Below are 19,994 nucleotides of genomic sequence, written 5' to 3'. Positions count from 1 at the left end.
TCTCACCGTTTGACGATCGCTGCCAGCTCGTCGGCAATGCTCCCGAGCGGGAGGATCAATCGTGCCGCGTCGAGCGCGGCCGCGGCTTTCGGCATGCCGTAAACCGCGCTCGTCGCTTCGTCCTGCGCGATGGTCTGGTATCCCTTCGCGCGCATCGCTTTCAGGCCGATCGCGCCATCCCGGCCCATGCCGGTCAGCAGCACGCCGATCGCATCGCCTTGCCAATGCTCGACCATGCTGTGAAAAAAAACGTCGACCGATGGCCGGTACGGCATATCGGCCGGTTCGCGTGTGTAGCCGAGCGAGCCGCCGCGCGTCAGGCGCAGGTGGTCGTTCGTCGCAGCCATCAACGCTTCGCCCGCCTGCGGCCGGTCGCCGTCAAGCACGACGCGCACCGTCAATGCGCTCTGGCCGTCAAGCCATTCAGCCATGCCGTGCGCAAATGCCTGGTCGACGTGCTGCACGATGACGATCGGTGCGCCGAAATCCGCCGGCAATTTACCGAGCACCGTTGCAAGCGCGGTCGGGCCGCCTGCCGATGCACCGATCGCGACAAACGGCAGCGAGTCTCGGCGCAACGATGTGCCCGGACGTTGCCGGTAGACGAGCGGCTTTCCCAGCAGGCGGCCGATCTGGTCGATTTTCGCCAGCAACGGCTGCGATGCATCGCCCAGCCTGTTATCACCGAGCGTCGGCGTGTCGACTGCATCGAGCGCGCCGGCGCCCATCGCTTCGTAGACGCGCCACGCGTTCGCGCCGACACTACTCGTCACGACCAGGATCGCGCAGGGCGCGCGTGCCATGATGCGCCGGGTTGCCTCGACGCCGTCGAACTTCGGCATGATCAGGTCCATCAGCACGACGTCTGGCGGTTGCGCGATGCAGCAGTCGACCGCCTGCGCGCCGTCGGTCGCCACCCACAGCACACGATGCTCGCCCCGCAACGCGATCGTGCGGCGCATGGCCTCGACTGCAAGCGGCAGGTCGTTGACGATGCCGATATTCATGTCTGGGCTTCTCCGATCAGGTCGTGCACCGCATCGAGCAGCGCCTCGTCATGGAAGCTGCTTTTCGCAAGGTAATAGTCGGCGCCCGCATCGAGCCCGCGGCGGCGATCTTCGTCGCGATCCTTGTACGATACGATCATCACCGGCACTGTTTTCAGCAACGCGTCGCGTTTGATGAGCGTGACCAGTTCGATGCCGTCCATGCGTGGCATGTCGACGTCAGTGACAACCAGATCGAAGCTTCCACTGCGCAACACGTTCCAGCCGTCCATCCCGTCGACCGCCACCGTGACGGTGTAACCGCGCTTTTCGAGCAGCTTGCGCTCCAGCTCGCGCACCGTCAGCGAATCTTCTACGACCAGCACGTTCTTACGCTTCAGAGTGGCCACGCCCTGTGCGCGCCGCACCTTGTCAAGCTGGCCACCACGTACGAGCTTGCCCACCGAACGCAGCAGGTCTTCGACGTCGACGATCAGCACCACGTCGCCATTTTCCATCAGCGCGCCTGCCGCAATGTCCTTGACCTTGCCGAGCCGGCTGTCGAGCGGCTGGACCACCAGCATGCGCTCGCCGAGAAAGCGGTCAACGGCCACGCCATAGGTCTCGCGCTCGTCGCCTATGACGACCACCGCGGCACTTGCGCGCGATTCATCCGATGCGTCCATGCCGAGCAACTGGTGCGCGGTGACGAGCCCGGTCGGCCGGCCCTCGAACGAAAAATGCTGCTGTCCTTCGAGCATGTCGATGTCGCTGCGCGCGAGTTCGAGCGTACGGCGCACGTGCGCGAGCGGAAACGCATACGCTTCGCCGTCCACCTGGACGAGCAGACTGCGGATGACCGACAGGGTAAGTGGCAATTGCAGGACGAAACGCGTACCCTGCCCCGGTTCGTTGAAGATGCGCACTGTGCCGCGTACTGCCTTGACCATTTCGTGCACCGCGTCGAGTCCGACACCGCGTCCCGACACGTCGGTCACGTGCTCGCGCATCGAGAAGCCCGGCAGCAGCAGGAATTCGAGCAGTTCCTGATCGGACAGGCGTGCCGCTGTTTCTTCGTCGGCCAGGCGCCGCCGCACGATGGCCGTGCGCAATCCCTCCAGATCGATACCGGCGCCGTCGTCGCTCACGCTGATCAGAAGCTTTCCCGCGCTATGCCGGGCTTCCAGCGTCAGGCTCGCTTCGGCGGTCTTGCCACGCGCGATGCGCTGCTCAGGTGCCTCGACGCCGTGGTCGAGCGCATTGCGCAACAGGTGGCCGAGCGGCGCATCGAGCATATCGAGGATGTCGCGGTCGACCCGGGTCGTCTCGCCGACGATGGAGAATCGCACGCGCTTCCCGAGTGAACGCGCAAGGTCGCGCACGATGCGCGGATACGCGTGCGTCGCGTCGCCGAAGGGGCGCATCCGGCATTGCAGTGCTTCGTCGTACAACTGTTGCGCGAGGTTGGTGCTGCGTCGGTCGAAGCGGTCGAGTTCGTCGATACGCTCGCCGAGCAGCTGCTGCATGTTACTGAGCGTCTGACGTACGTGGTTAAGCGCCGCGAGCGCAGACGGATCAAGGCTGTGCGCAAGGGGTTCGTAGAGTGCGTCGAGCGCACGCGCGGCTTCGCGATGCGTACGCCTGACGCGCAACATCGACTCGGCGAACGGCTTGAGCCAGCGTGATTCGACCAGCGACTCGCCAGACAGGGTCAGCAGCCTGTCGAGATTGTCCGCCCGCACGCGCAGCATCCGGTTCGGGTCGCGCGCGGCGTCCCCGTGAACGGGTGGTTGCAGGTCGGTCGCAGGCGCCGCCGCATGCTCGGTAGCATCGTCGACAACGCGTGGCGCCTCAGCAGCGCTTACCGGGAGCATCGTCGCGTCCGCGGCCAATAGCGCAAGCGCCGTGCGCAGCATCGCGTCGTCCGGCCTGTCCGGACCTTTCGTTTCACCTTGCGTGCCATTCGAAGTGGATGCGCTTGAGACACCCGAGCCCGCGTCGCCTGCATCGTCCGAAGCTGCGCCGGGCACGCACAGACGCGCAACGAACCCATCGACTTCCGCTCGCGTGACGGCCGCCGCCGGATCAGTCTCACCGACGCGCAGCAATAGGTCGACACCACGCAGAAGTTCGTCGATATGCGACGCCGAGAGTGTCAGCTCGCCGCGCTGTGCGGCGACGAAACACTCCTCCATCAGATGCGCAATGTCAACGCCCTCCTGCAGGCCGATAATGCGTGCGGCACCCTTCAGTGAATGCGCTGCCCGCATGCAGGCTTCGAGCGCTAGCGGATCCGTTGGGACATGTTCGAGCGCGAGCAGTCCGTCGCACAGCGCGCGCGTCTGCGTTTGCGCATCTTCGCGGAACAGATCGAGCAGTGACAGGCGGCTCAGGTCGTCGTCGGTGCTCATCGCAGACTCCGGACTAGCGAATCGAATACGCGGTCCGTGTCGAGCAGGCCGATCGTCTTGTCGCGCCACGCGAGCACGCCTCGCGTATGCGAAACAATGGCGTGCGCAAGCGTCGCTGGCAACGGCATCAGCGCGGACGCCGCAAAGCGCAACACCCCCTCGACTTCGTCCACTGGAAAGGCCACCGGTTCACCGCGATGCGCAGCCACCAGCATGCGTGCATAGCCGTTTCGCGCCCCTCCATGCCTGCCTGCGGCCGCACGATCCAGATGCAGCAGTTCGCCAAGCGATGCGGCGACTGTCAGCGCGCCGCGAATGTTGACGAGACCGAGTACCGCCTGATTGAGTCGATGCGGCAGCGGGTGGATCGGCCGGACATCGTCGACCTGCCGCAGCGCTGCGGTCGGCAGCGCGAGCCATTCGTCGGCGATGAGAAACACGAGTGCCGAGTGCGTCGTCGATGGGTCGACGCCGGCGCGCTCGCGCCGTACCGTGCCTGCCTGTTCATCGGAGAACGCTGCTTGCGTCACGGACGCGGTTTCGGCCAGGTCCAGGTTGCCTGGTGAACGATCGAGCAGTGCGGCGGCGGCCTGCTCGAAGACCGGGCAGTTCGGACAGCGCGCATGCTCGGCCAACCGCGGGCACGAGCCGTCGCCGCGCGTGCCGATGCGATTCCAGCAGTCATCGACGAGCGCGAGCGCGCCCTGCTTTTCAAGGGCGCCGTGAGCCATGGAATCCTCGTGAGTGGGTAGCTTGCTCCGCCGGCGATATCGGCATCCGCATCGCGGCGCGTTGCGCCCGGCGCATCAGTTGCTGTGCAGCGGCGCTCTCGCCTGTCATATCGAGCAGCGCGGCAAGATGCGTCAGCGCTTCGTAGTGATTCGGCTCTAGGTACAACGCCTTGCGGTAAAAATCACTCGCATCGGCGTTGCGGCCATGCGCGTCGGCGATCAGCCCGAGCAGATGGAACGCGTCCGCGTTCGGTCCACGCCGGATCACGAATTCGTGCGCAAGACGCTGCGCCTCGTCTAGCTGGCCGGTGTCGGCAACACGGCGCGCTTCGCCAAGCGAAAGCGGCGGTTCTTCATGCGCTTGTACCGGCGGCGCCGCGAGCGGCTGACGTGCCGGCTTCGAGCTCGAAGCGAAGAACGGCAACCGGGCAACTGGCGCAGCGGCAGGGTGCGGCCAGGCAGCGGACTGCAGTTTCTGCGCCCACTGCCCGTCATGCGTCGAGGTCACCTTGCCGAAAGGCGCGACGACCTGGAAAGCGGTGTCGCCGGGCCGCGCACGCTGGAACGCAAAAGCAAGCGGTATGTGCGCCGAGGTCATCGCGTGCCGCATCATCAAGCCAGTTTCGGCCGGGCCGAAAAAGATCGTGCCGTCGTCAGCGAGTTGTGCGTCGAGCAGGCGGATCATGCAATCCTGCGCCTCCCGATGAAGATAGATCAGCAGATTACGGCAGAAGATGAAGTCGTAGCGTGCATCGGCGCCGTGCGGCGGCTCAAGCAGATTCGCCTGCGCAAAGTGAACCGCCTGTTGGACGCGCTCGTTCAGCAGCCAGCCGTCGTCTGTTGCGCGAAAATGGCGTTCGCGGAACTCGAGCGCATGGCCGCGAAATGAATTGCGCGAATAGACCGCTCTGTGCGCAAGTTCTATCGCGCGAGCACTGATATCGCGAGCGTCGATCGTGAAGCGCGCCGCGCCGATGCCCGCGTCGAGCAAAGCCATCGCGATCGAATACGGCTCCTCGCCAGTGGAACAGGGCGCACTCAACACGCGCAACACGCGCGCCGGCTCGCGCACAAGCCGTTCGTTGGCGAGCCGCGCGAGCGCGACGAATGCCTCCCTGTCGCGAAAGAACCATGTCTCCGGTACGACCAGCGCCTCGACCAAAGCCTGCCGCTCGTCCGGCGATGAGTTCAGCATCTGCCAGTACGCGTCAATGACGTCATCGTCGATACTCACCGCCGGGTCGTCGGTCACCGTTGCACCGAGGGAAAGATGCGAGGCGTGCAGACGGGCGTCGGACTGGGTTACGCGCATGCGCGCGAACACCGCGCGCTCGAGCGCGTTGATGCCGAGCGACGACGCATCGATACCGGTCTCGCGCGAGAGCCAGTTTTCAAAACGCTGATCGGTGGCGTTCATGGCGTCCTTCACCTGTGTGCGTGTTGCGGCTGCTGCGGCGTTTGCGGAAACAGCAACGCCTTGACGTTGTCGTCGAGCATCTGCTGCACTTCGACCCATTGAACGAGTCCCGTGGCGTCGCTCGCGACGGGCCCAAGCCAGCGAGCGTGCGGCGTTGCGACGCCGCTTTCGGCGAACTGCTCGCATTCGATGCGGCGCGTCTGCGTCGCGCGCTCGACAATCAGACCGAGCATATGCACCGGCTCACGGCTGCTGTTGTCGCGAGCCTGATGGTGCCCGGTGTCGACCGTGCCGTAGCGCACGATGACGAGGCGCGTTGAGCGGAGCTTGCGTGCCGCCCGTCCGAGCGCGAGCTGCGGCACATCGATCACCGGCACTAACTCGCCGTGCCGCTCGAACACCCCCGCGATCCATGCAGGTGCGCCGGGAATCGACTTGGTTGGCACACGCGCCAGCACTTCAACGATCCCGGCCGCGTCAAGCGCGTAGCGGTCGCCGTCAAGTTCGAACAGGAGAAAGAGCATCGCAATCGCTCGTTGAAGCGTTGCCGGTGCGTCAGGCTTCGATCTTGAAGCGCGACACGCCAGTTCGCAACTGGTTGGCGACGAGCGTGAGCTCGTCGATCGCCTGCGACGACTGGCGCAGCGACTCCGCGGTCTGCTGCGCGGCCTCGGACAGCTGCGACAGGGCCAGCGTAATCTGTTCGGCACTGGTTGCCTGCGTCTGCATGCCTTCGTTGACCAGTTGGAAGCGCGGCGCAAGCGTCTGCACCTCGGTGATGATCTGTGAGAGCTGGCCGCCGACCTGCTGCACGTCCTGCATGCCGCGCCGCACTTCCTCGGAGAACCTGTCCATGCCCATCACGCCGGCGGACACGGCCGACTGGATCTCCTTGACGGTCTGCTCGATGTCGTAGGTCGCCACCGCGGTCTGGTCGGCAAGGCGACGGATCTCGGTCGCGACCACCGCAAAACCGCGGCCGTACTCGCCGGCTTTCTCGGCTTCGATCGCCGCGTTCAGCGACAGCAGGTTGGTCTGGTCGGCGACCTTAGTGATAGTCGCGACGACCTGATTGATGTTGACCGCCTTCTCGTTGAGGACAGCGAGTTTCGCGTTGACCGAGCCAGCGGCTTCCATCACGCTGCGCATCGTTTCTTCCATCCGCGCGAGGCCGCTCTGGCCTGCGCCAGCAAGCGTCGCCGACTGTTCCGCGACCGTTGAGACTTCGTTCATCGTGCGCAGCAAATCGCGTGACGTGGCAAAGATTTCGCGCGATGTCGCCCCGATCTCGGTGGTCGTCGCGGCGGTCTCGCTCGCGGTTGCCTGCTGCTCCTTCGACGTCGCGGCGATCTCCGTCACCGACGTCGTCACCTGCAGCGACGACTTCTGCGCCTGCGCGACCACGCTGGTCAGCTCTTCGGCCATCCGGTTGAAGCCGTCCTCGAGCGTGCCGAATTCGTCGTTGCGACGCAGGTTGAGCCGCTGCGTCAGGTTGCCCGTGCGCATGCCGTCATGCACTTCGACAAGCCGTGCCATGGGCACCGTGACCGCCTTGTAGAGCGCGTAACCGCTCGCGAGCGCGACCAGTAACACGATGCCCAACGCCGTCGCCAGCGTGATTTCAGTGCCGATGACCGAGTTGCGGATCAGCTGCGCCGATTCGTCAGCCCGCGTGTGGTTTTCGTTCACGAGGGTTTCCCCGGCGCGAATCACGTTTTCCCAGGCCGGCGTCAGGCGCACGAAGGCAGCCTGTGCCGCCGGCCTCGATGTCTGAGCCTGGCGTGCCACGTCGTTGAGCAGCGGCAGATACTGCTCATAGGCTGCCCTGAACGCGCGAAAATACTCGCGGTCATCGTCTCGAAAGAGTGTGGCCTGATACCCGGCCGAAACCTGATCGAACTTGCGCAGAATGTCGGGCAACCGGTCGAGATCGCGCTTCGCGCCATCGGGGTCGCTGTCGACGTAAATCGCGCGCGCGAGTGTCGCGTAACTCTCGTTCGACGCTGCGCGCAGCGACGTCGACATATACAGGCCCGCCACCGAATCACGCGCCAGGCTGACCGCTTCGTCGTCGATCGTGCGCAAACGCGTGTATGAAATCGCGGCCATGACAAGCATCAGCACGAAAAGTGCGCCGAAGCTGAACACGATGCGATTGCCGAGCGTGAACCGGCCGCCGCGGAGCCTGCCTGGCAGGGCCGCATTGCTTGCGCGTGGCGTCGCAGTGGCCATTTTCGATGCCTCGTTCAAAAAGGGGTAAGTGGGCCGCAGCTCGGAAAGCGCTTTCCGGACAATTTGGACAGGGGTGTGACGTTGCCCGATATTCAGGGGCACATTGGTTGGAGGTTGGCGAAAATCGACCTGGGAGTATTCATAAGACTAGAAGAAAAACGTGTCATCGGCCAACAAATAAGGGCGCCCTCCAAGAAACGGACTTTCGTGCGCGTGTGACGTGTAAGTCGCACGCGCACGATTTCTCGAATACCGCCCAATCCACCACGCCAGGGTTGGCGCCGGCCCACGTCGGCCACGGCTCAGATGCGGCAAGACCAATTGCTCGAACTGCTCAAGACTTCCCCAAATGGAAAAAAGGTGTACGTAACCAATAACTATAGCGACACCGTGTCGGTCGTCGACACGGAAACCGACACACAAACTGGCGCGATTTCCGACCGAATTGCAGGAGGCACCCCGCTCCGAGCGGCATTTTCCAGAGACGGAATAAAGGCGTATGTCGTGAATTACGGCTCGGTCTTGGTGATTAACGCTGAAATGGATGCGTCAGAGGGAACCGTTCCTCGGAAAAATACACGCTCTGCACTCCGCGAGGAGATGGATCCTCGAGCAACGCGTACACATACGTCACCTCGAAAGGCAACGGGCGGTGAACGGGCGGTGAACGGGCGGAACTGCCGGAGCCGCTCCGCCCGTCGTGGCCTCTTCCCCTCAAGCCTCGAGCAACCCCATCCCCATGGCTTTTATCATTGCGGCGCTCCGCGAATGGACGCCCAGCTTGTTTCTGATATTCATGACGTGATAATTAATGGTCGCTTCCGAACGCTTCAATATCATTGATATTTCCCACGTCGATTTTCCGGACACCATCCACCTAAGGCACTCCATCTCGCGAGGTGTCAGCTTTGGCGCTACAGCGCGTGCGCTTTGCTTGGCAAAGCGCAATCCCGTTTGATATGCCATATCGCGCACCAACCCAAGATGAGGTAAATCGTGCACAAGGTCGGGAGGTGTTTCGCTCAATTTAGCGCTAGTTGCAAAACACAACATACCCACTTCATGCTTGGGGCCATGAATCGGAAGCGCCACTCCCCAACGTAGTCCGAAGCCACACCCCTGCTCATAAAGAAACCGTTCCTCTGATTCGGCGAAATCAGCGGGACCCCATACCAAGGGCATCAAGTGCGATAAACAATGTCGCACGATCGGATCGATTCTGGAGTACCGCTTTTGCTCGTAAATCTTACGCCAGACCACCGAATGATTGCACTTATAGTAGGCCTCGTCGAACGGCAAATTGTCTCTCGCCGATAACGCGAATATCGTGTATTCAAAATTGTGTCTCTTTCCAATTTCAGATAATTCGCTAAACCATGCATCGGGGTCTAGCGCGTTCCATAGCGGTGACTCAACGAATTTACCAAGCATGTCGCCCCCGGGCGGCGTTTCAGGGAATGGTCTACTCGCCGACAAAACTATCCGGCGCTCTCAGGTTTTGATTTAAGGCATACATTACGCGATGGGGATTTGATTTTCAAACTTTTTTGCCAGCACCAATCTTAGTATTTGAGAAATTCTGGAAATACCCGTTTCGGTCCAGAAAAGCCATGCCTGTCATCCATATACTGGGTTTTAGACGCCAATTCAAACAAGCGACGATAGCCGCTTTCGGTGAGTCGTAAACGTTTTCAACTTCCGACGTCGTTCCCATCATTAAATTGCAGTCGCTGTGCCAGCTACGCGCGTACCTCTCAACCTTTGGGAGCGGGCTACCTTATCCGTCATTTCCTCCCTAAGCTGGAGCGAGCAATGGGCAATCGAGCACCGCTTATCGTTTAGCAGTGCTATGCATTTGTTTCAGGAGCCGCTCGTGCGAACGCAACGTCAGTTGATTTTGTTAGCAGTACTAATAAACGTCCTCGGCGGTGCTGCAACGGCCGTCGCAGCTGCCGAGCCGGCGTCGACAAGCGCCACCAATCCATCATCGCCCTCGGGCATCATCGCCATCGCCCGCGGCACACCTCAACGCCAGGCTGCGGAACAAGCGCTGCGAACACTGGCGGACCATCCGCTCGCCCACAGCAGCGGGCGATACGCCGGTCGCATCCTGGCTGTCGACCGGGACGATGCGCTTCGGCGAGCAACCATCGGCTACGGCTTCGAGATGTATGTCATCGATCCCGGTCCATTGCTTGCCGGGGATGGTATCGACGCAAGCTTGCGCCATACCGGTGTCTGGCGCTTCGTCGTACTGCTCGACGATAGCGCGGTCGGGCTCATTACCGTTGCGAAGCTGCAAGGACGATGGCAGATGGTCGAGGTCGGCGCGGCTGCCCTGGCCGCCGACATCGCCGATGTCATAACCAGCTACGAAGCAAGTCAGCCGCCGCCGCGCATGCGCTTCGTTCGTAGCGAACAAGGGCACGCGGACTTCGTCGAGGTGATGCCTCCGGCCGTCAGCGGATCGCCAGCGGAGCCCGGCTACGTTCCACTGCTGAGCGCCCGCTCGCTTGCCGCTACCGGGGCCGGGGCAACCCAGCAAAACGGCTTGGCGGCGGTAAAGCGCGCCGCGATGTCCGAGCAGGACATTCTGCCGGTGTTGCGTGAGAGCGTACGGCGCGGCATGGTAGACCCCCGCTTCGATCATCCGGGAGCAGCCCCATGAAAACCCACACCGCGGCTTGCCTCATCGCAGGCTCGATTGCAACAGCGCTTCCGTGTACGGTCTTCGCCTCGGCCAAACAGCTCGACGTGCCACTCGTGGTGCAAGAGCACAGCGATTGGTGCTGGGACGCCGATGCGGTTGCGGTATTGGCCTATCGCGGCATCAACCAGACGCAATGCCGGATCGCGAACTGGGTCGATTCAATCACCTACGCATGCGGCTCGTACCCGTTCTACTGGAACAACGCGGCAAACTCTGGGAACTACCTCGGGGGCACGACCGGCATCGAAGGCATTCTGTGGGGGTTTGGCCGTCGTCCATCGCGCTACTACCGCGCGCCGCTAAGCTACGCCGCGATCCGCTCGGCAATCGGCGGCGGTAACCCGGTCGTCATACTGTGGAGCTGGAGAGGCGGTGGTGGGCACTTCATCGTCGTCGACGGCTTCGACGACAGCGGGTCGGCCGTCTATTTTATGAATCCATGGCCCGGCGAAGGCGCCGGATACGGCAATTACTCGTGGATCAGAAGCGGCAGCGGCGATATGGGCACGCACTGGTGGGCGGAATCGTTGATCAGCTATTAATCGGCTATTAAGGAGAACCAGGATGCGCAACGGCGCGCGATAGCCTACCCTTTTCTCATATCGCGCGCGTATCCGAGCGCTCCTTCGAAGATGTCCCGTGCCATGATCGCCTACCTTCCCCCCCTCGCCGCATCGCGCGCCTGCGGGCGTTTGTATTTGCTTTCGCTCGGTGCACTGGCCGTTATAAGCGCCTGTACCTTCACGACGCCGCAACGCCCATCGGCACTGACCGCGCCGCCGCCAGCAGCGATCAACAGCCAGACGCTCGACGCGTACCGCCATTCCATCGCGCAGCACATCGTCGACCGTAACCCCTCTTACGTGCAGCAGCGCGCACCGCAGGCCATGCTGCGCTCGCTCGTCGTCGTGGCTTTTACTGTCGATCGCAATGGCAAGCTGATTGCGTCGTCGGTGTATCGCACGAACGGCGACGACGAAGCGGAAGCGACAGCGCTTGCCACCCTGCGACGTGCGGCGCCGCTGCCCGCCCCGCCCGCGAAACTGCTCAATCATGTGGGCCAAGTCGAAATTTTCGAGGACTGGCTGTTTAACGACGACGGCAAATTCCAATTGCGCACGCTTGCAAAACCGCAGGCACAAGCGTTCGATTGATGCACTGCGGCATCGCTTCGTCACACGCGATGCCGCATCAAGCAAGGCACAACTCGCTATAATTCAGCGCGCCTTCGCCACGAAATCGCAATCCGCTCGAAAAACGATCATAGACGTGCATCCGCTCGCGGCGCCGCATGCTCATGCACCGCTTGGCGCTGTCCGTCCTGACCCACGGAGACTGATATGTCCGCTTCGCCGTCATCGCCCGCGATGGCATCCGCTTCCGACGCAACCGCGGCATCGAGCCGTTCGCGCATCATATTCGCGAGTTTCATCGGCACTGCGATCGAGTTCTACGATTTCTACGTCTACGCCACGGCAGCGGCCCTCGTCATTGGGCCGGTATTTTTTCCGCGCAGTTCGGCGACGGCACAAGCGCTTTCCGCATTCGTCACGTTCGGTCTCGCCTTTATCGCACGGCCGATCGGTTCGTTTCTGTTCGGCCACTTCGGGGACCGCATCGGCCGCAAGTCGACGCTTGTTGCGTCGTTGCTCGTAATGGGCGTCTCGACCACGTTGATCGGCTTCGTGCCGGGCTATGACACCATCGGCGGCCTCGCGCCCGTGCTGCTGTGCGTGCTGCGATTCGGACAAGGCATCGGCCTTGGCGGCGAATGGGGCGGCGCAGCACTGCTCGCGACCGAATATGCACCGCCTGGACGTCGCGGGTGGTTCGGCATGTTCCCGCAGCTGGGCCCGTCAGTCGGCTTCCTCGCGTCGAACGGACTTTTCTTCGGCCTCGCGCTCGCATTGTCCGATGAACAATTCCGCAGCTGGGGCTGGCGTGTGCCGTTCCTGTTGAGCGCCGTGCTCGTCGCGCTCGGGCTGTATGTACGGCTCAAGATTGCCGAGACGCCGGCGTTCCAGGCGGCGATCGAGCGACATGAGCGCGTGCGCGTGCCACTCGTCACGCTCGTCACGCGTTACGCGGGCCCCACGCTGTTGGGCGCGCTCGCCATGGTCGTCTGCTATACCCTCTTTTACATCTCGGCCGTGTTCACGCTCTCGTACGGTGTATCGACCCTGCATTTCTCGCGGCAGAGCTTTCTGGGCCTGCTTTGCTTCGCAGTCCTATTCATGGCGCTGGCCACGCCGCTTTCGGCATGGGCAAGCGACAAGTTCGGCCGGCGCCCTGTGCTGATGGTGGGTATCACCGGCGCGATCTTGTCCGGCTTCACGATGGCTCCGCTCGTTGGTAGCGGATCGGCGCCGCTCGTTGCGACGTTCCTGACGATCGAGTTGTTCCTGATGGGCATCACCTTCGCGCCGATGGGTGCCCTGCTCCCCGAGCTTTTCCCGACGAGCGTGCGCTACACGGGTGCAGGTGTCTCATACAACCTTGGCGGCATTCTGGGCGCGTCGGTGGCGCCCTATATCGCGCAGATGCTTGCCGCGCGCGGCGGTCTGGCATGGGTCGGCGGTTATGTGTCGTTAGCCGCCGCAGTAAGTCTCGTCGCGGTGCTCTTGATGCGCGAGACGCGAGATGTTTCGTTGAACTAAACGATTTGCGCCGCGCGCATCAAGCGCACCGCGCGCGACGTTCAACCTCGCTCGGGCAACCTGCCACGCGCTCTGGCGTCCACGCGGACCAGCGCCGCGGGGACGGTTGCTGTTCCGCTGCGGCCGGCCTTCAGACGCGTCGCGGCACGCGCGAGCATGACGAGCAGCGCAATAGCCGATGCGTCACCAAGCAAGCGGATCGGCCAATCAGCAAGGAGGTTGTCGGTGCGCACGTGCGCAAGCGAGAGCGCGGTGTCGATTGAAATCGACACAACTGTGCCGCCGACAAAACAAATCAGCCCCTGCCTGCCCACCGCCACCACGCCCGATAACCGTAACGCCAACGCGCGCACCCAGCCGAGGTGCACCGCTTGCCCGCACAGCCAGGCGAGCGACAAAAAGCTGACAATGCGCACACTCGCCAAATTCTGTTTCATATAGCCGGGCGATGGATGGCCATCGATGCAAAGCTTCACGAATGCGAACGTCAGCGCCACCACGAATGCTGCGCGCGTCAGCCGGCTTGCTGTCGCACTCGCCTGAACGTCTGCTGGTACCGGGTGCAGCCGCACGAGCATGCCGAGCATGAACATCAGTTGCCATGCGAACGGGTTGAACGGCCAATCGGCGTGCTCGGCGTGTGGCAGCAGCATGCCGAGCCACGGCGCGGTGAGCCAGATCGCCAAGCTCGCGGCCAACGCAGCCGCGGGCGCTTTGCGCGCCAACGGCATGACGAGCGGCACAAAAAGCGCGAACAACACATACATCGGCAAGACGGCCGACAGATACGGCTGCCGGAGCAGGAGCACGATCTCGCCAAGCGTTTGCAGCGGACGCTGCAGCAATATGGGCCAACCCGTATCGGCAACCATGGGTGGCACACACGGCAAGCGGCTAAGCATTGCGCCACCGACAAGCATCAGTGCGGCAGTCAACAAATAGGCGCGATAAATTTCCAATGAGCGCTTGACGAAGCGCCAGCGCGCAGCCAGCTCGCCCCGCCGCGCAGCCACACCGGTATAAGCGGCAGCCGACGCATAGCCGCCGAGGAACACGAATATCTCTGCGGCATCGCAATAGGCATAGCTGTGCAGCATCGCGTGCTGCAGCACGCCGCTCGAGATGTGGTCGATCGCAATGACGATCAACACCACGCCTCGTAGAAAATCCACTTCGATCGATCGTCCTGCAGACGCACTCATCGGTATACCTCGAATGGGGCTTGAAACGCAGTGAGAACACATGCGAGGGCAAAAAATTCCCGCGCTGTTCGTTCCCATCGATAATCGGTGTCACCTGGCGCGAAGCAGAGTTTGCGCCAGATCCAACGATATGCGTTCCGGTGTACGAGACACTATGCCCATTCGAGACCGTCGCGTACAAATACACGCCGTAGAAGCGTTATTTTTTTAGCGCTGGTGCTTGCAGTCTTTCAATAGCGATTGTGATCGTAATGGTGGTGGTGATATTCGCCGCCGTAATAGCCTGAGTAGTAGCCGCCTGCCGGCACAACCACACATCCTGCTAGCGTGGCCATAAGCAGCAGGCCCGCTGTCCAGATCAATGCCGAGCGTTTCATGTCTTTCTCCTGTCGCCGTGTTGTTTATCGACGGCCGGATTCGATTGGACAGGAGTGCCGCCTGACGAGCGGTTGCAATTTGTAAGCGAGCTGCATTGGCGCATTACAACGCACGTGTGCTTTTTGCCGCCAGCGCCGTGGGGCGGACGCCTTTGAAATAGCACGCCAACGAACGGGCACAGATTTAACAGCGGCGTAATATGCAGACGAAACATCAACTCCATTGATCGACGGGGGTCACGCACATGCCTCGCCGTTATAATTGCCGCTTTGGCCACCGACACCATGCCCCCGATAATGCTCGCCCCTACCTCCCGTTTGCTTCGGCACGCGAGGCAGTTGTGGCGCCGCTACGGCGTCTTCTGGCTCGGGGCGATCGCCGTCGGTCTGCTCGCCGTTTTCTACGCGCGCCTGATCGATTGGGGCTACGAGGCATTTCATACGATGCAGCATCGTCACGCGTGGCTGCCGCTCGTCGTGACACCCGCAGTAGGGGCAACATCGGTATGGCTCACGCGCCGTTTTTTCCGCGGCGCCGAGGGTAGCGGCATTCCGCAAGTCATCGCGACGCTCGAAGAAGGCACGACCATGCTCGGACCGCGCCTGCTCGGCATGCGCGTGCTGATCGGCAAGATCGCCGTGTCGTTTCTCGGCATTCTCGGTGGTTTCACCATCGGGCGCGAAGGCCCGACGGTGCAGATCGGCGCCACGCTGATGTTCCATTTGCGGCGGTTTTATCCGCGCTCGAACGCGCTGATCGAACGCCAACTGGTACTGGCCGGTGCCGCAGCGGGTCTTTCCGCGGCGTTCAACACCCCGCTGGCCGGGATCGTCTTTGCAATCGAAGAGCTGACGCGCAGTTTCGAAACACGCACGAGCGGCGTGCTGATTACCGCAATCATCGTGGCAGGTGTCATCGCGCTCGGGATGAACGGCAATTACACGTACTTCGGCACCATTCACCTCGGCGAGCACTTTCCGAAACTGCTGGCAGTGGCTGTCGTCATTACAGCGCTGATCACGGGCCTTGCCGGCGGCCTTTTCTCGTGGTTGCTGCTCAACACGTCGCGCTGGCAGCCCGCGCCGATGCAGCGGCTGCACCGCGAACAGCCTGTTGCCTTCGGTGCCCTTTGTGGACTCGTCATTGCAATCGTCGGTATCGCGTCGGGCGGCACGACGTTCGGCAGCGGCTACGCCGAAGCGCGCGGCCTGCTCGACGGTCAGGAGCAATTGTCGTGGGCCTATCCGGTCCTCAAAATGATTTCGATGGTCGGCTCGTATATGCCCGGCATTCCAGGCGGGATCTTCGCGCCGTCGCTGTCGATCGGCGCGGGCTTCGGCAATGTGCTGCACATGGTATTCACCGACATGCAACTGCCGATGCTGATTGCGCTTGCGATGGTCGGCTATATGGCTGCCGTGACGCAATCGCCCATCACGTCGTTCGTCATCGTGATGGAGATGATCAACGGGCACGCGCTCGTCATCTCGCTAATGGCGACCGCATTGATTGCCAGCCGCGTGTCGAGGCTCATTACGCCGCCGCTTTATGAATCGCTTGCGCACCGCTATCTGAGCCACTCGGCGCATGCCGCCGCGGCGGCAGCGCCCGAGGATTCGCCCAGTACCCTCGAACCGCTCTTCGAAGACGAAAAAGAAAACGGAAACAAAGGCGACAGCGAAAGCGACGACCGCACCACGCGCCGCGCCTATGATCAGGACAACTAATCAGTTTTTCTCAGCGAGCAGCGCCCATCAAACCTGAACCTGAGGAATTTCGATCTTGACTTCGAGCACCTCGAGATCGTCCTGCCGCTCGAGGCTCACACGGATATCGTCGTCCGAAATCTTGACGTACTTGGAAATGACGGCGACGAGTTCACGTTGCAGCGCGGGCAGGTAATCGGCCGGCGCGTGCCCGCCTGCGCGCTCGTGCGCGATGATCAGTTGCAAACGCTCCTTGGCGACCGATGCGGACTTCTTTTTCTCACCGAGCAAAAACGAAAGAATCGACATTACGTACCCCCCTTACCGATTGCCGAAGAGGCGCTGCAAAAGCCCCGGCTTCTGGTAATCGGTAAAACGCAACGCCTTTTGTTCGCCGAGGAAACGGTCGACGATATCCTTATAAGCTTCCGCCACGTCGGTGCCGTCCATGTGCACGGCAGGCAGGCCCTGGTTCGACGCGTGAAGCACCGCTTCCGATTCCGGCACGACGCCAATCAATTCGATACGCAAGATTTCCTGGATATCGGAGAGCGAAAGCATTTCGCCTTCGCTCACGCGCTTCGGGTTGTAGCGGGTAATGAGCAAATGCTCCTTGATCGGCTCCTTGCCATCGATGGCACGCTTCGTTTTCGACGACAAAATGCCGAGAATGCGGTCGGAATCTCGCACCGACGACACTTCGGGGTTCGTCACGACGAGCGCTTCGTCCGCGAAATGCATCGCGAGCAGCGCACCCGATTCGATACCGGCAGGCGAATCGCAAACGATGTAGTCAAAGCCCATGCCGACGAGATCGTTGATGACCTTCTCGACACCTTCGAGCGTCAGCGCATCTTTATCGCGTGTTTGCGATGCAGGCAGCACGAACAGGTTCTCGCACTTTTTGTCCTTGATCAGCGCCTGGTTCAGATTGGCTTCGCCCTGAATCACGTTGATGAAGTCATACACGACGCGGCGCTCGCAGCCCATGATGAGATCGAGATTGCGCAGGCCAACGTCGAAGTCGATGACGGCAGTCTTGTTGCCGCGCAAGGCGAGGCCCGACGCGAAGCTCGCGCTCGTCGTGGTTTTACCGACGCCGCCCTTGCCCGAAGTGACCACCACGATTTTTGCCATTTTCCCCTTACCCTGTGTTCGTCAAATGAGGTTCGATGAGCCCGCGGGCTCACGTGAGCCGCAACGGCTCGATGATCAATTTCTCGTCGGCAAGCCGGATTTGCACCGACTTGCCCAATACGTCGGCCGGCAGCGCATTCTCAGTCGTTCGATAGATGCCCGCGATCGAAATCAGTTCCGGCTCGAGACATGTGCAGAAGATGCGCGCCGCGTGATTGCCATGCACGCCCGCCAGCGCTCTGCCGCGCAACGGCGCGTAAATGTGAATGTTGCCTTCGGCGATGACCTCGGCACCGTAGCTCACGAGCCCGAGCACGATCAGATCGCCCTTCGCGTAGATCTGCTGGCCCGAGCGCAGCGGCTTGTCGATGACGAGTGTAGGCGCAGCCGCGATGGGCTCAACCGGTGCCGCCACTGCATCGTCGATGCGTTTCGGCTCCGCACTTTCCGCTTTCGTTGCACTCCCCGCCCGCTTGTCGCGCGCTTCGACGAGCGGCAAGCCCGCTTGCCCCGCCCAGTCGAGCTGATGCGGCGCGGCGATGACGCCCAGCGCCCGCATGCGCACGGCATCAAGCAAGCGTGCGATATCGTCGAGCGGCACACGTTCGCCCTCACCGAGACGGCGCAGATCGATTGCGACGACATCGCCCGCGAAAAATTCGGGTGTCGCTTCGAAGCGCCGCGTAAGCTCGCGCTTGAGTGCGTCGAGATCGGTTGTCTTGACGACGAACAAGAGCGTATCGACCGAGCCGCTGCGTAGTTCGAAGAATGGCGATTTATTCAGCGACATGGCGTTGAAGCAAAAATTTTGCGTATTTTACAGGGGTCGGCGCCCCCAGCCAGAATTTTCGCGCGTCTGAGGAATCGATGAAGATGGCGGCCTGCCTGCGGGAGGCACCGGCCTGGCGGATTGGCGGCCAAGCGCCGCTGCTCAGCGTCAGCGCTTCACGTGACGCACGAGCAGCGTCTCCCACGCATCGGGCGTGCGCGGCACGCGCACGTGGTCACCGGTTGGGCCAAAGCCGAGCCGCTCGTAAAACCGCATCGCGTTGCGGTTGGCGTCCGTGATCCAGGCGTGCACTTCGTCGGCCCCGCGTTGGGCAAGCCATTCGCTTGCCGTGTTGACGAGCAATTCGCCGCCGCGCAAATGACGCACGGCCGGCGCAACCCATAGCGCGCAGACAAAAGCCTTGTGCGCATCGTCGAAGTAGGCGCCGATCGAGCCGGCGGGGTGGCCCTCGGTATAAAGAATGAACGACGCACAAACCTCGGAGGCAGCATGCCGCGCCGCGACCACATCGAACGTCTCGGTCTTTTCGTCGAGCGCTTCTTCGAGTGTCTCGTCAAACGCATACGGCGCTTCGCGCAGAGCCGCGGTGCGTAACTCGCGAAGCGTTGCGCCCTGGTCGGCGGCGATACGGCGAACTGTCAGCGATGAACTCATGAGTATCCGATTGACGGGAAAAATGCTGATGCGTAGCTTCGTCCTAACCGAGCAAGGAGTCAAATTACGCACAGCGGCGAATGCAAAGGCCGGGTTGCAAGGCGCGCGCCACATGCTTCTATAACACGTAAGGCTAATGAAAGGAAGTGCGAGCGGCTTCGAATGTGGTCGTCGTTTTATCGGTAAGGAGTACTAATCGAAGTGCTTCGCGTGTTGTTGCTGTTGGCAAAAAGCACCTCGGCTTCGTCGAGCGACCGCTGGCTTCGGGGCTACGGCGTGCCGTGCAACGCAGCGAAGTAACCTTGTGGTTTTCACATCTAACATCGATAGGAGAACTAACCGTGGGAGTGCATATCAACGGTGGGAGTCGCGGCGTCGAGCAAGCTCGGCAGCTCGCGCAAACGAGCGCGGATACGAACGCGCCCAAAAGCTTCGGCGAACGCGCACGTGCGAAACTTCCCGCAGCGCTCGCCGGACTCGTGGCACGACGAGAAACCGCCGGCGGCACCGACGCGCCCACGCTGGACCGACGAAGGATGCTAAGGGGTGCGGCCGGCGTGGCAGGTGGCATGCTCGCGGCGGCCTGCTCTTCGAATGCGCCTGCGCCTACCGCTACGCCTACGCCGGCATCCAGCGCCGAGCAAGAGGCAGCCATCACTCAGTTGCTCACGACGGCGACGGCGGAAACGCGGGCTATTCTGTCGTTGCCCAGGCCAACGGCCGCGGGGCCGGCGCAAGAGTACGACAACCTCTACGCGCTCGCTCGACAACCGACCAGCATGACCGATCTCGTCAATGCGCTGAATCTATATCGGAGCGCGGTGGCCACGGCGCACTTGGTCGAGCCGAAGGAAGTTCACAACTTGCGGCTCGCGCGCGATCGAGCGCAAATAGCGCTTTTTCAAGCAACGGGTCAGGCAGTCGAACCGGCCCGGATAAATATGCAGATCGACGAGCACCTGCCATACAGAAACTGACGTGCC

Annotated in this window: 19 protein-coding genes and 1 pseudogene; 7 read left to right on the top strand and 13 right to left on the bottom strand. The window is 62.1% G+C overall.

All coding sequences use genetic code 11. From position 1 onward, the window contains the following. Positions 1 to 2: 2 nt before the first annotated feature. The 6 genes from ACSQ20_RS05325 to ACSQ20_RS05300 are packed head-to-tail and all read right to left on the bottom strand — an operon-like array spanning position 3 to position 7,777. On the bottom strand, positions 3 to 1,007 hold the full coding sequence (locus ACSQ20_RS05325; protein ID WP_436018131.1) for a chemotaxis response regulator protein-glutamate methylesterase: 1,005 nt from the start codon (positions 1,005 to 1,007) through the stop codon (positions 3 to 5). Next, a complete protein-coding gene (locus ACSQ20_RS05320) occupies positions 1,004 to 3,397 on the bottom strand; it encodes a hybrid sensor histidine kinase/response regulator (protein ID WP_436018129.1) in 2,394 nt (797 codons plus the stop codon). Before ACSQ20_RS05320 ends, ACSQ20_RS05325 begins: the two co-directional genes overlap by 4 nt. Beyond that, the gene (locus ACSQ20_RS05315) at positions 3,394 to 4,128 is read right to left on the bottom strand and encodes a chemotaxis protein CheW (RefSeq protein WP_436018127.1); all 735 of its coding nucleotides are present in this window, start codon (positions 4,126 to 4,128) and stop codon (positions 3,394 to 3,396) included. The genes ACSQ20_RS05320 and ACSQ20_RS05315 overlap by 4 nt, the downstream gene beginning before the upstream one ends. Next, on the bottom strand, positions 4,109 to 5,545 hold the full coding sequence (locus ACSQ20_RS05310) for a CheR family methyltransferase (protein WP_436018125.1): 1,437 nt from the start codon (positions 5,543 to 5,545) through the stop codon (positions 4,109 to 4,111). The genes ACSQ20_RS05315 and ACSQ20_RS05310 overlap by 20 nt, the downstream gene beginning before the upstream one ends. A gap of 8 nt (positions 5,546 to 5,553) precedes the next feature. Beyond that, positions 5,554 to 6,069 carry a chemotaxis protein CheW gene (locus ACSQ20_RS05305; RefSeq protein WP_436018123.1) on the bottom strand — a complete coding sequence of 172 codons (516 nt, stop codon included), beginning with the start codon at positions 6,067 to 6,069 and terminating at the stop codon, positions 5,554 to 5,556. Between the two features lie 31 nt (positions 6,070 to 6,100). Further along, positions 6,101 to 7,777, bottom strand: a complete 1,677-nt coding sequence (locus tag ACSQ20_RS05300; RefSeq protein ID WP_436018121.1) for a methyl-accepting chemotaxis protein — start codon at positions 7,775 to 7,777, stop codon at positions 6,101 to 6,103. A 306-nt stretch (positions 7,778 to 8,083) separates the two neighbouring features. On the opposite strand from ACSQ20_RS05300, the pseudogene ACSQ20_RS05295 reads away from it, so the two are divergent. Next, positions 8,084 to 8,245, top strand: a pseudogene (locus tag ACSQ20_RS05295) (hypothetical protein); the annotation flags it as partial. Positions 8,246 to 8,491: 246 nt separating this feature from the next. Here the strand turns inward: ACSQ20_RS05295 and ACSQ20_RS05290 are convergent. Next, complete coding sequence (locus ACSQ20_RS05290; RefSeq protein ID WP_436018119.1) at positions 8,492 to 9,208, bottom strand: helix-turn-helix transcriptional regulator; 717 nt, start codon at positions 9,206 to 9,208, stop codon at positions 8,492 to 8,494. 442 nt (positions 9,209 to 9,650) lie between these two features. Between ACSQ20_RS05290 and ACSQ20_RS05285 the strand changes: the two genes are divergently transcribed. The 4 genes from ACSQ20_RS05285 (at position 9,651) to ACSQ20_RS05270 (ending at position 13,144) form a co-directional block, all read left to right on the top strand. Then, the gene (locus ACSQ20_RS05285; protein ID WP_436018117.1) at positions 9,651 to 10,445 is read left to right on the top strand and encodes a hypothetical protein; all 795 of its coding nucleotides are present in this window, start codon (positions 9,651 to 9,653) and stop codon (positions 10,443 to 10,445) included. Continuing rightward, complete coding sequence (locus tag ACSQ20_RS05280; RefSeq protein WP_436018115.1) at positions 10,442 to 11,029, top strand: C39 family peptidase; 588 nt, start codon at positions 10,442 to 10,444, stop codon at positions 11,027 to 11,029. Before ACSQ20_RS05285 ends, ACSQ20_RS05280 begins: the two co-directional genes overlap by 4 nt. Positions 11,030 to 11,131: 102 nt before the next feature. Continuing rightward, positions 11,132 to 11,641, top strand: coding sequence for a TonB family protein (locus ACSQ20_RS05275; RefSeq protein WP_436022925.1), 510 nt, complete (start codon positions 11,132 to 11,134; stop codon positions 11,639 to 11,641). A gap of 186 nt (positions 11,642 to 11,827) precedes the next feature. Next, positions 11,828 to 13,144, top strand: a complete 1,317-nt coding sequence (locus ACSQ20_RS05270; RefSeq protein ID WP_436018113.1) for an MFS transporter — start codon at positions 11,828 to 11,830, stop codon at positions 13,142 to 13,144. A 41-nt stretch (positions 13,145 to 13,185) separates the two neighbouring features. Here ACSQ20_RS05270 and opgC read toward each other — a convergent pair whose 3' ends face one another. Together opgC and ACSQ20_RS05260 are read right to left on the bottom strand one after the other, a co-directional pair. Further along, complete coding sequence (opgC, locus tag ACSQ20_RS05265) at positions 13,186 to 14,346, bottom strand: OpgC domain-containing protein (protein WP_436018111.1); 1,161 nt, start codon at positions 14,344 to 14,346, stop codon at positions 13,186 to 13,188. Positions 14,347 to 14,576: 230 nt separating this feature from the next. Continuing rightward, the gene (locus ACSQ20_RS05260; RefSeq protein ID WP_436018109.1) at positions 14,577 to 14,723 is read right to left on the bottom strand and encodes a hypothetical protein; all 147 of its coding nucleotides are present in this window, start codon (positions 14,721 to 14,723) and stop codon (positions 14,577 to 14,579) included. A 285-nt stretch (positions 14,724 to 15,008) separates the two neighbouring features. Here ACSQ20_RS05260 and ACSQ20_RS05255 point away from each other — a divergent pair, with 285 nt between their 5' ends. Then, positions 15,009 to 16,451, top strand: a complete 1,443-nt coding sequence (locus ACSQ20_RS05255) for a chloride channel protein (protein ID WP_436018107.1) — start codon at positions 15,009 to 15,011, stop codon at positions 16,449 to 16,451. A gap of 27 nt (positions 16,452 to 16,478) precedes the next feature. Here ACSQ20_RS05255 and minE read toward each other — a convergent pair whose 3' ends face one another. The 4 genes from minE to ACSQ20_RS05235 all read right to left on the bottom strand — a co-directional run bounded on the left by minE (position 16,479) and on the right by ACSQ20_RS05235 (position 19,011). Further along, on the bottom strand, positions 16,479 to 16,739 hold the full coding sequence (minE, locus tag ACSQ20_RS05250) for a cell division topological specificity factor MinE (RefSeq protein WP_436018105.1): 261 nt from the start codon (positions 16,737 to 16,739) through the stop codon (positions 16,479 to 16,481). 12 nt (positions 16,740 to 16,751) lie between these two features. Further along, on the bottom strand, positions 16,752 to 17,567 hold the full coding sequence (gene minD / locus ACSQ20_RS05245; protein ID WP_436018103.1) for a septum site-determining protein MinD: 816 nt from the start codon (positions 17,565 to 17,567) through the stop codon (positions 16,752 to 16,754). A 49-nt stretch (positions 17,568 to 17,616) separates the two neighbouring features. Continuing rightward, complete coding sequence (gene minC / locus ACSQ20_RS05240) at positions 17,617 to 18,357, bottom strand: septum site-determining protein MinC (protein ID WP_436018101.1); 741 nt, start codon at positions 18,355 to 18,357, stop codon at positions 17,617 to 17,619. Positions 18,358 to 18,504: 147 nt separating this feature from the next. Next, entirely contained in the window at positions 18,505 to 19,011 is a 507-nt protein-coding gene (locus ACSQ20_RS05235) for a GNAT family N-acetyltransferase (RefSeq protein ID WP_436018099.1), read from the bottom strand. Positions 19,012 to 19,352: 341 nt separating this feature from the next. On the opposite strand from ACSQ20_RS05235, the gene ACSQ20_RS05230 reads away from it, so the two are divergent. Further along, entirely contained in the window at positions 19,353 to 19,988 is a 636-nt protein-coding gene (locus ACSQ20_RS05230; protein WP_436018097.1) for a hypothetical protein, read from the top strand. Positions 19,989 to 19,994: the final 6 nt, after the last annotated feature.

It is taken from the genome of Trinickia sp. LjRoot230 (genome assembly GCF_964253315.1).
Lineage (GTDB): Bacteria > Pseudomonadota > Gammaproteobacteria > Burkholderiales > Burkholderiaceae > Trinickia.
The sequence above is the reverse complement of the archived record's forward strand: the minus strand, read 5'-3'. Positions and strand labels throughout refer to the sequence as shown.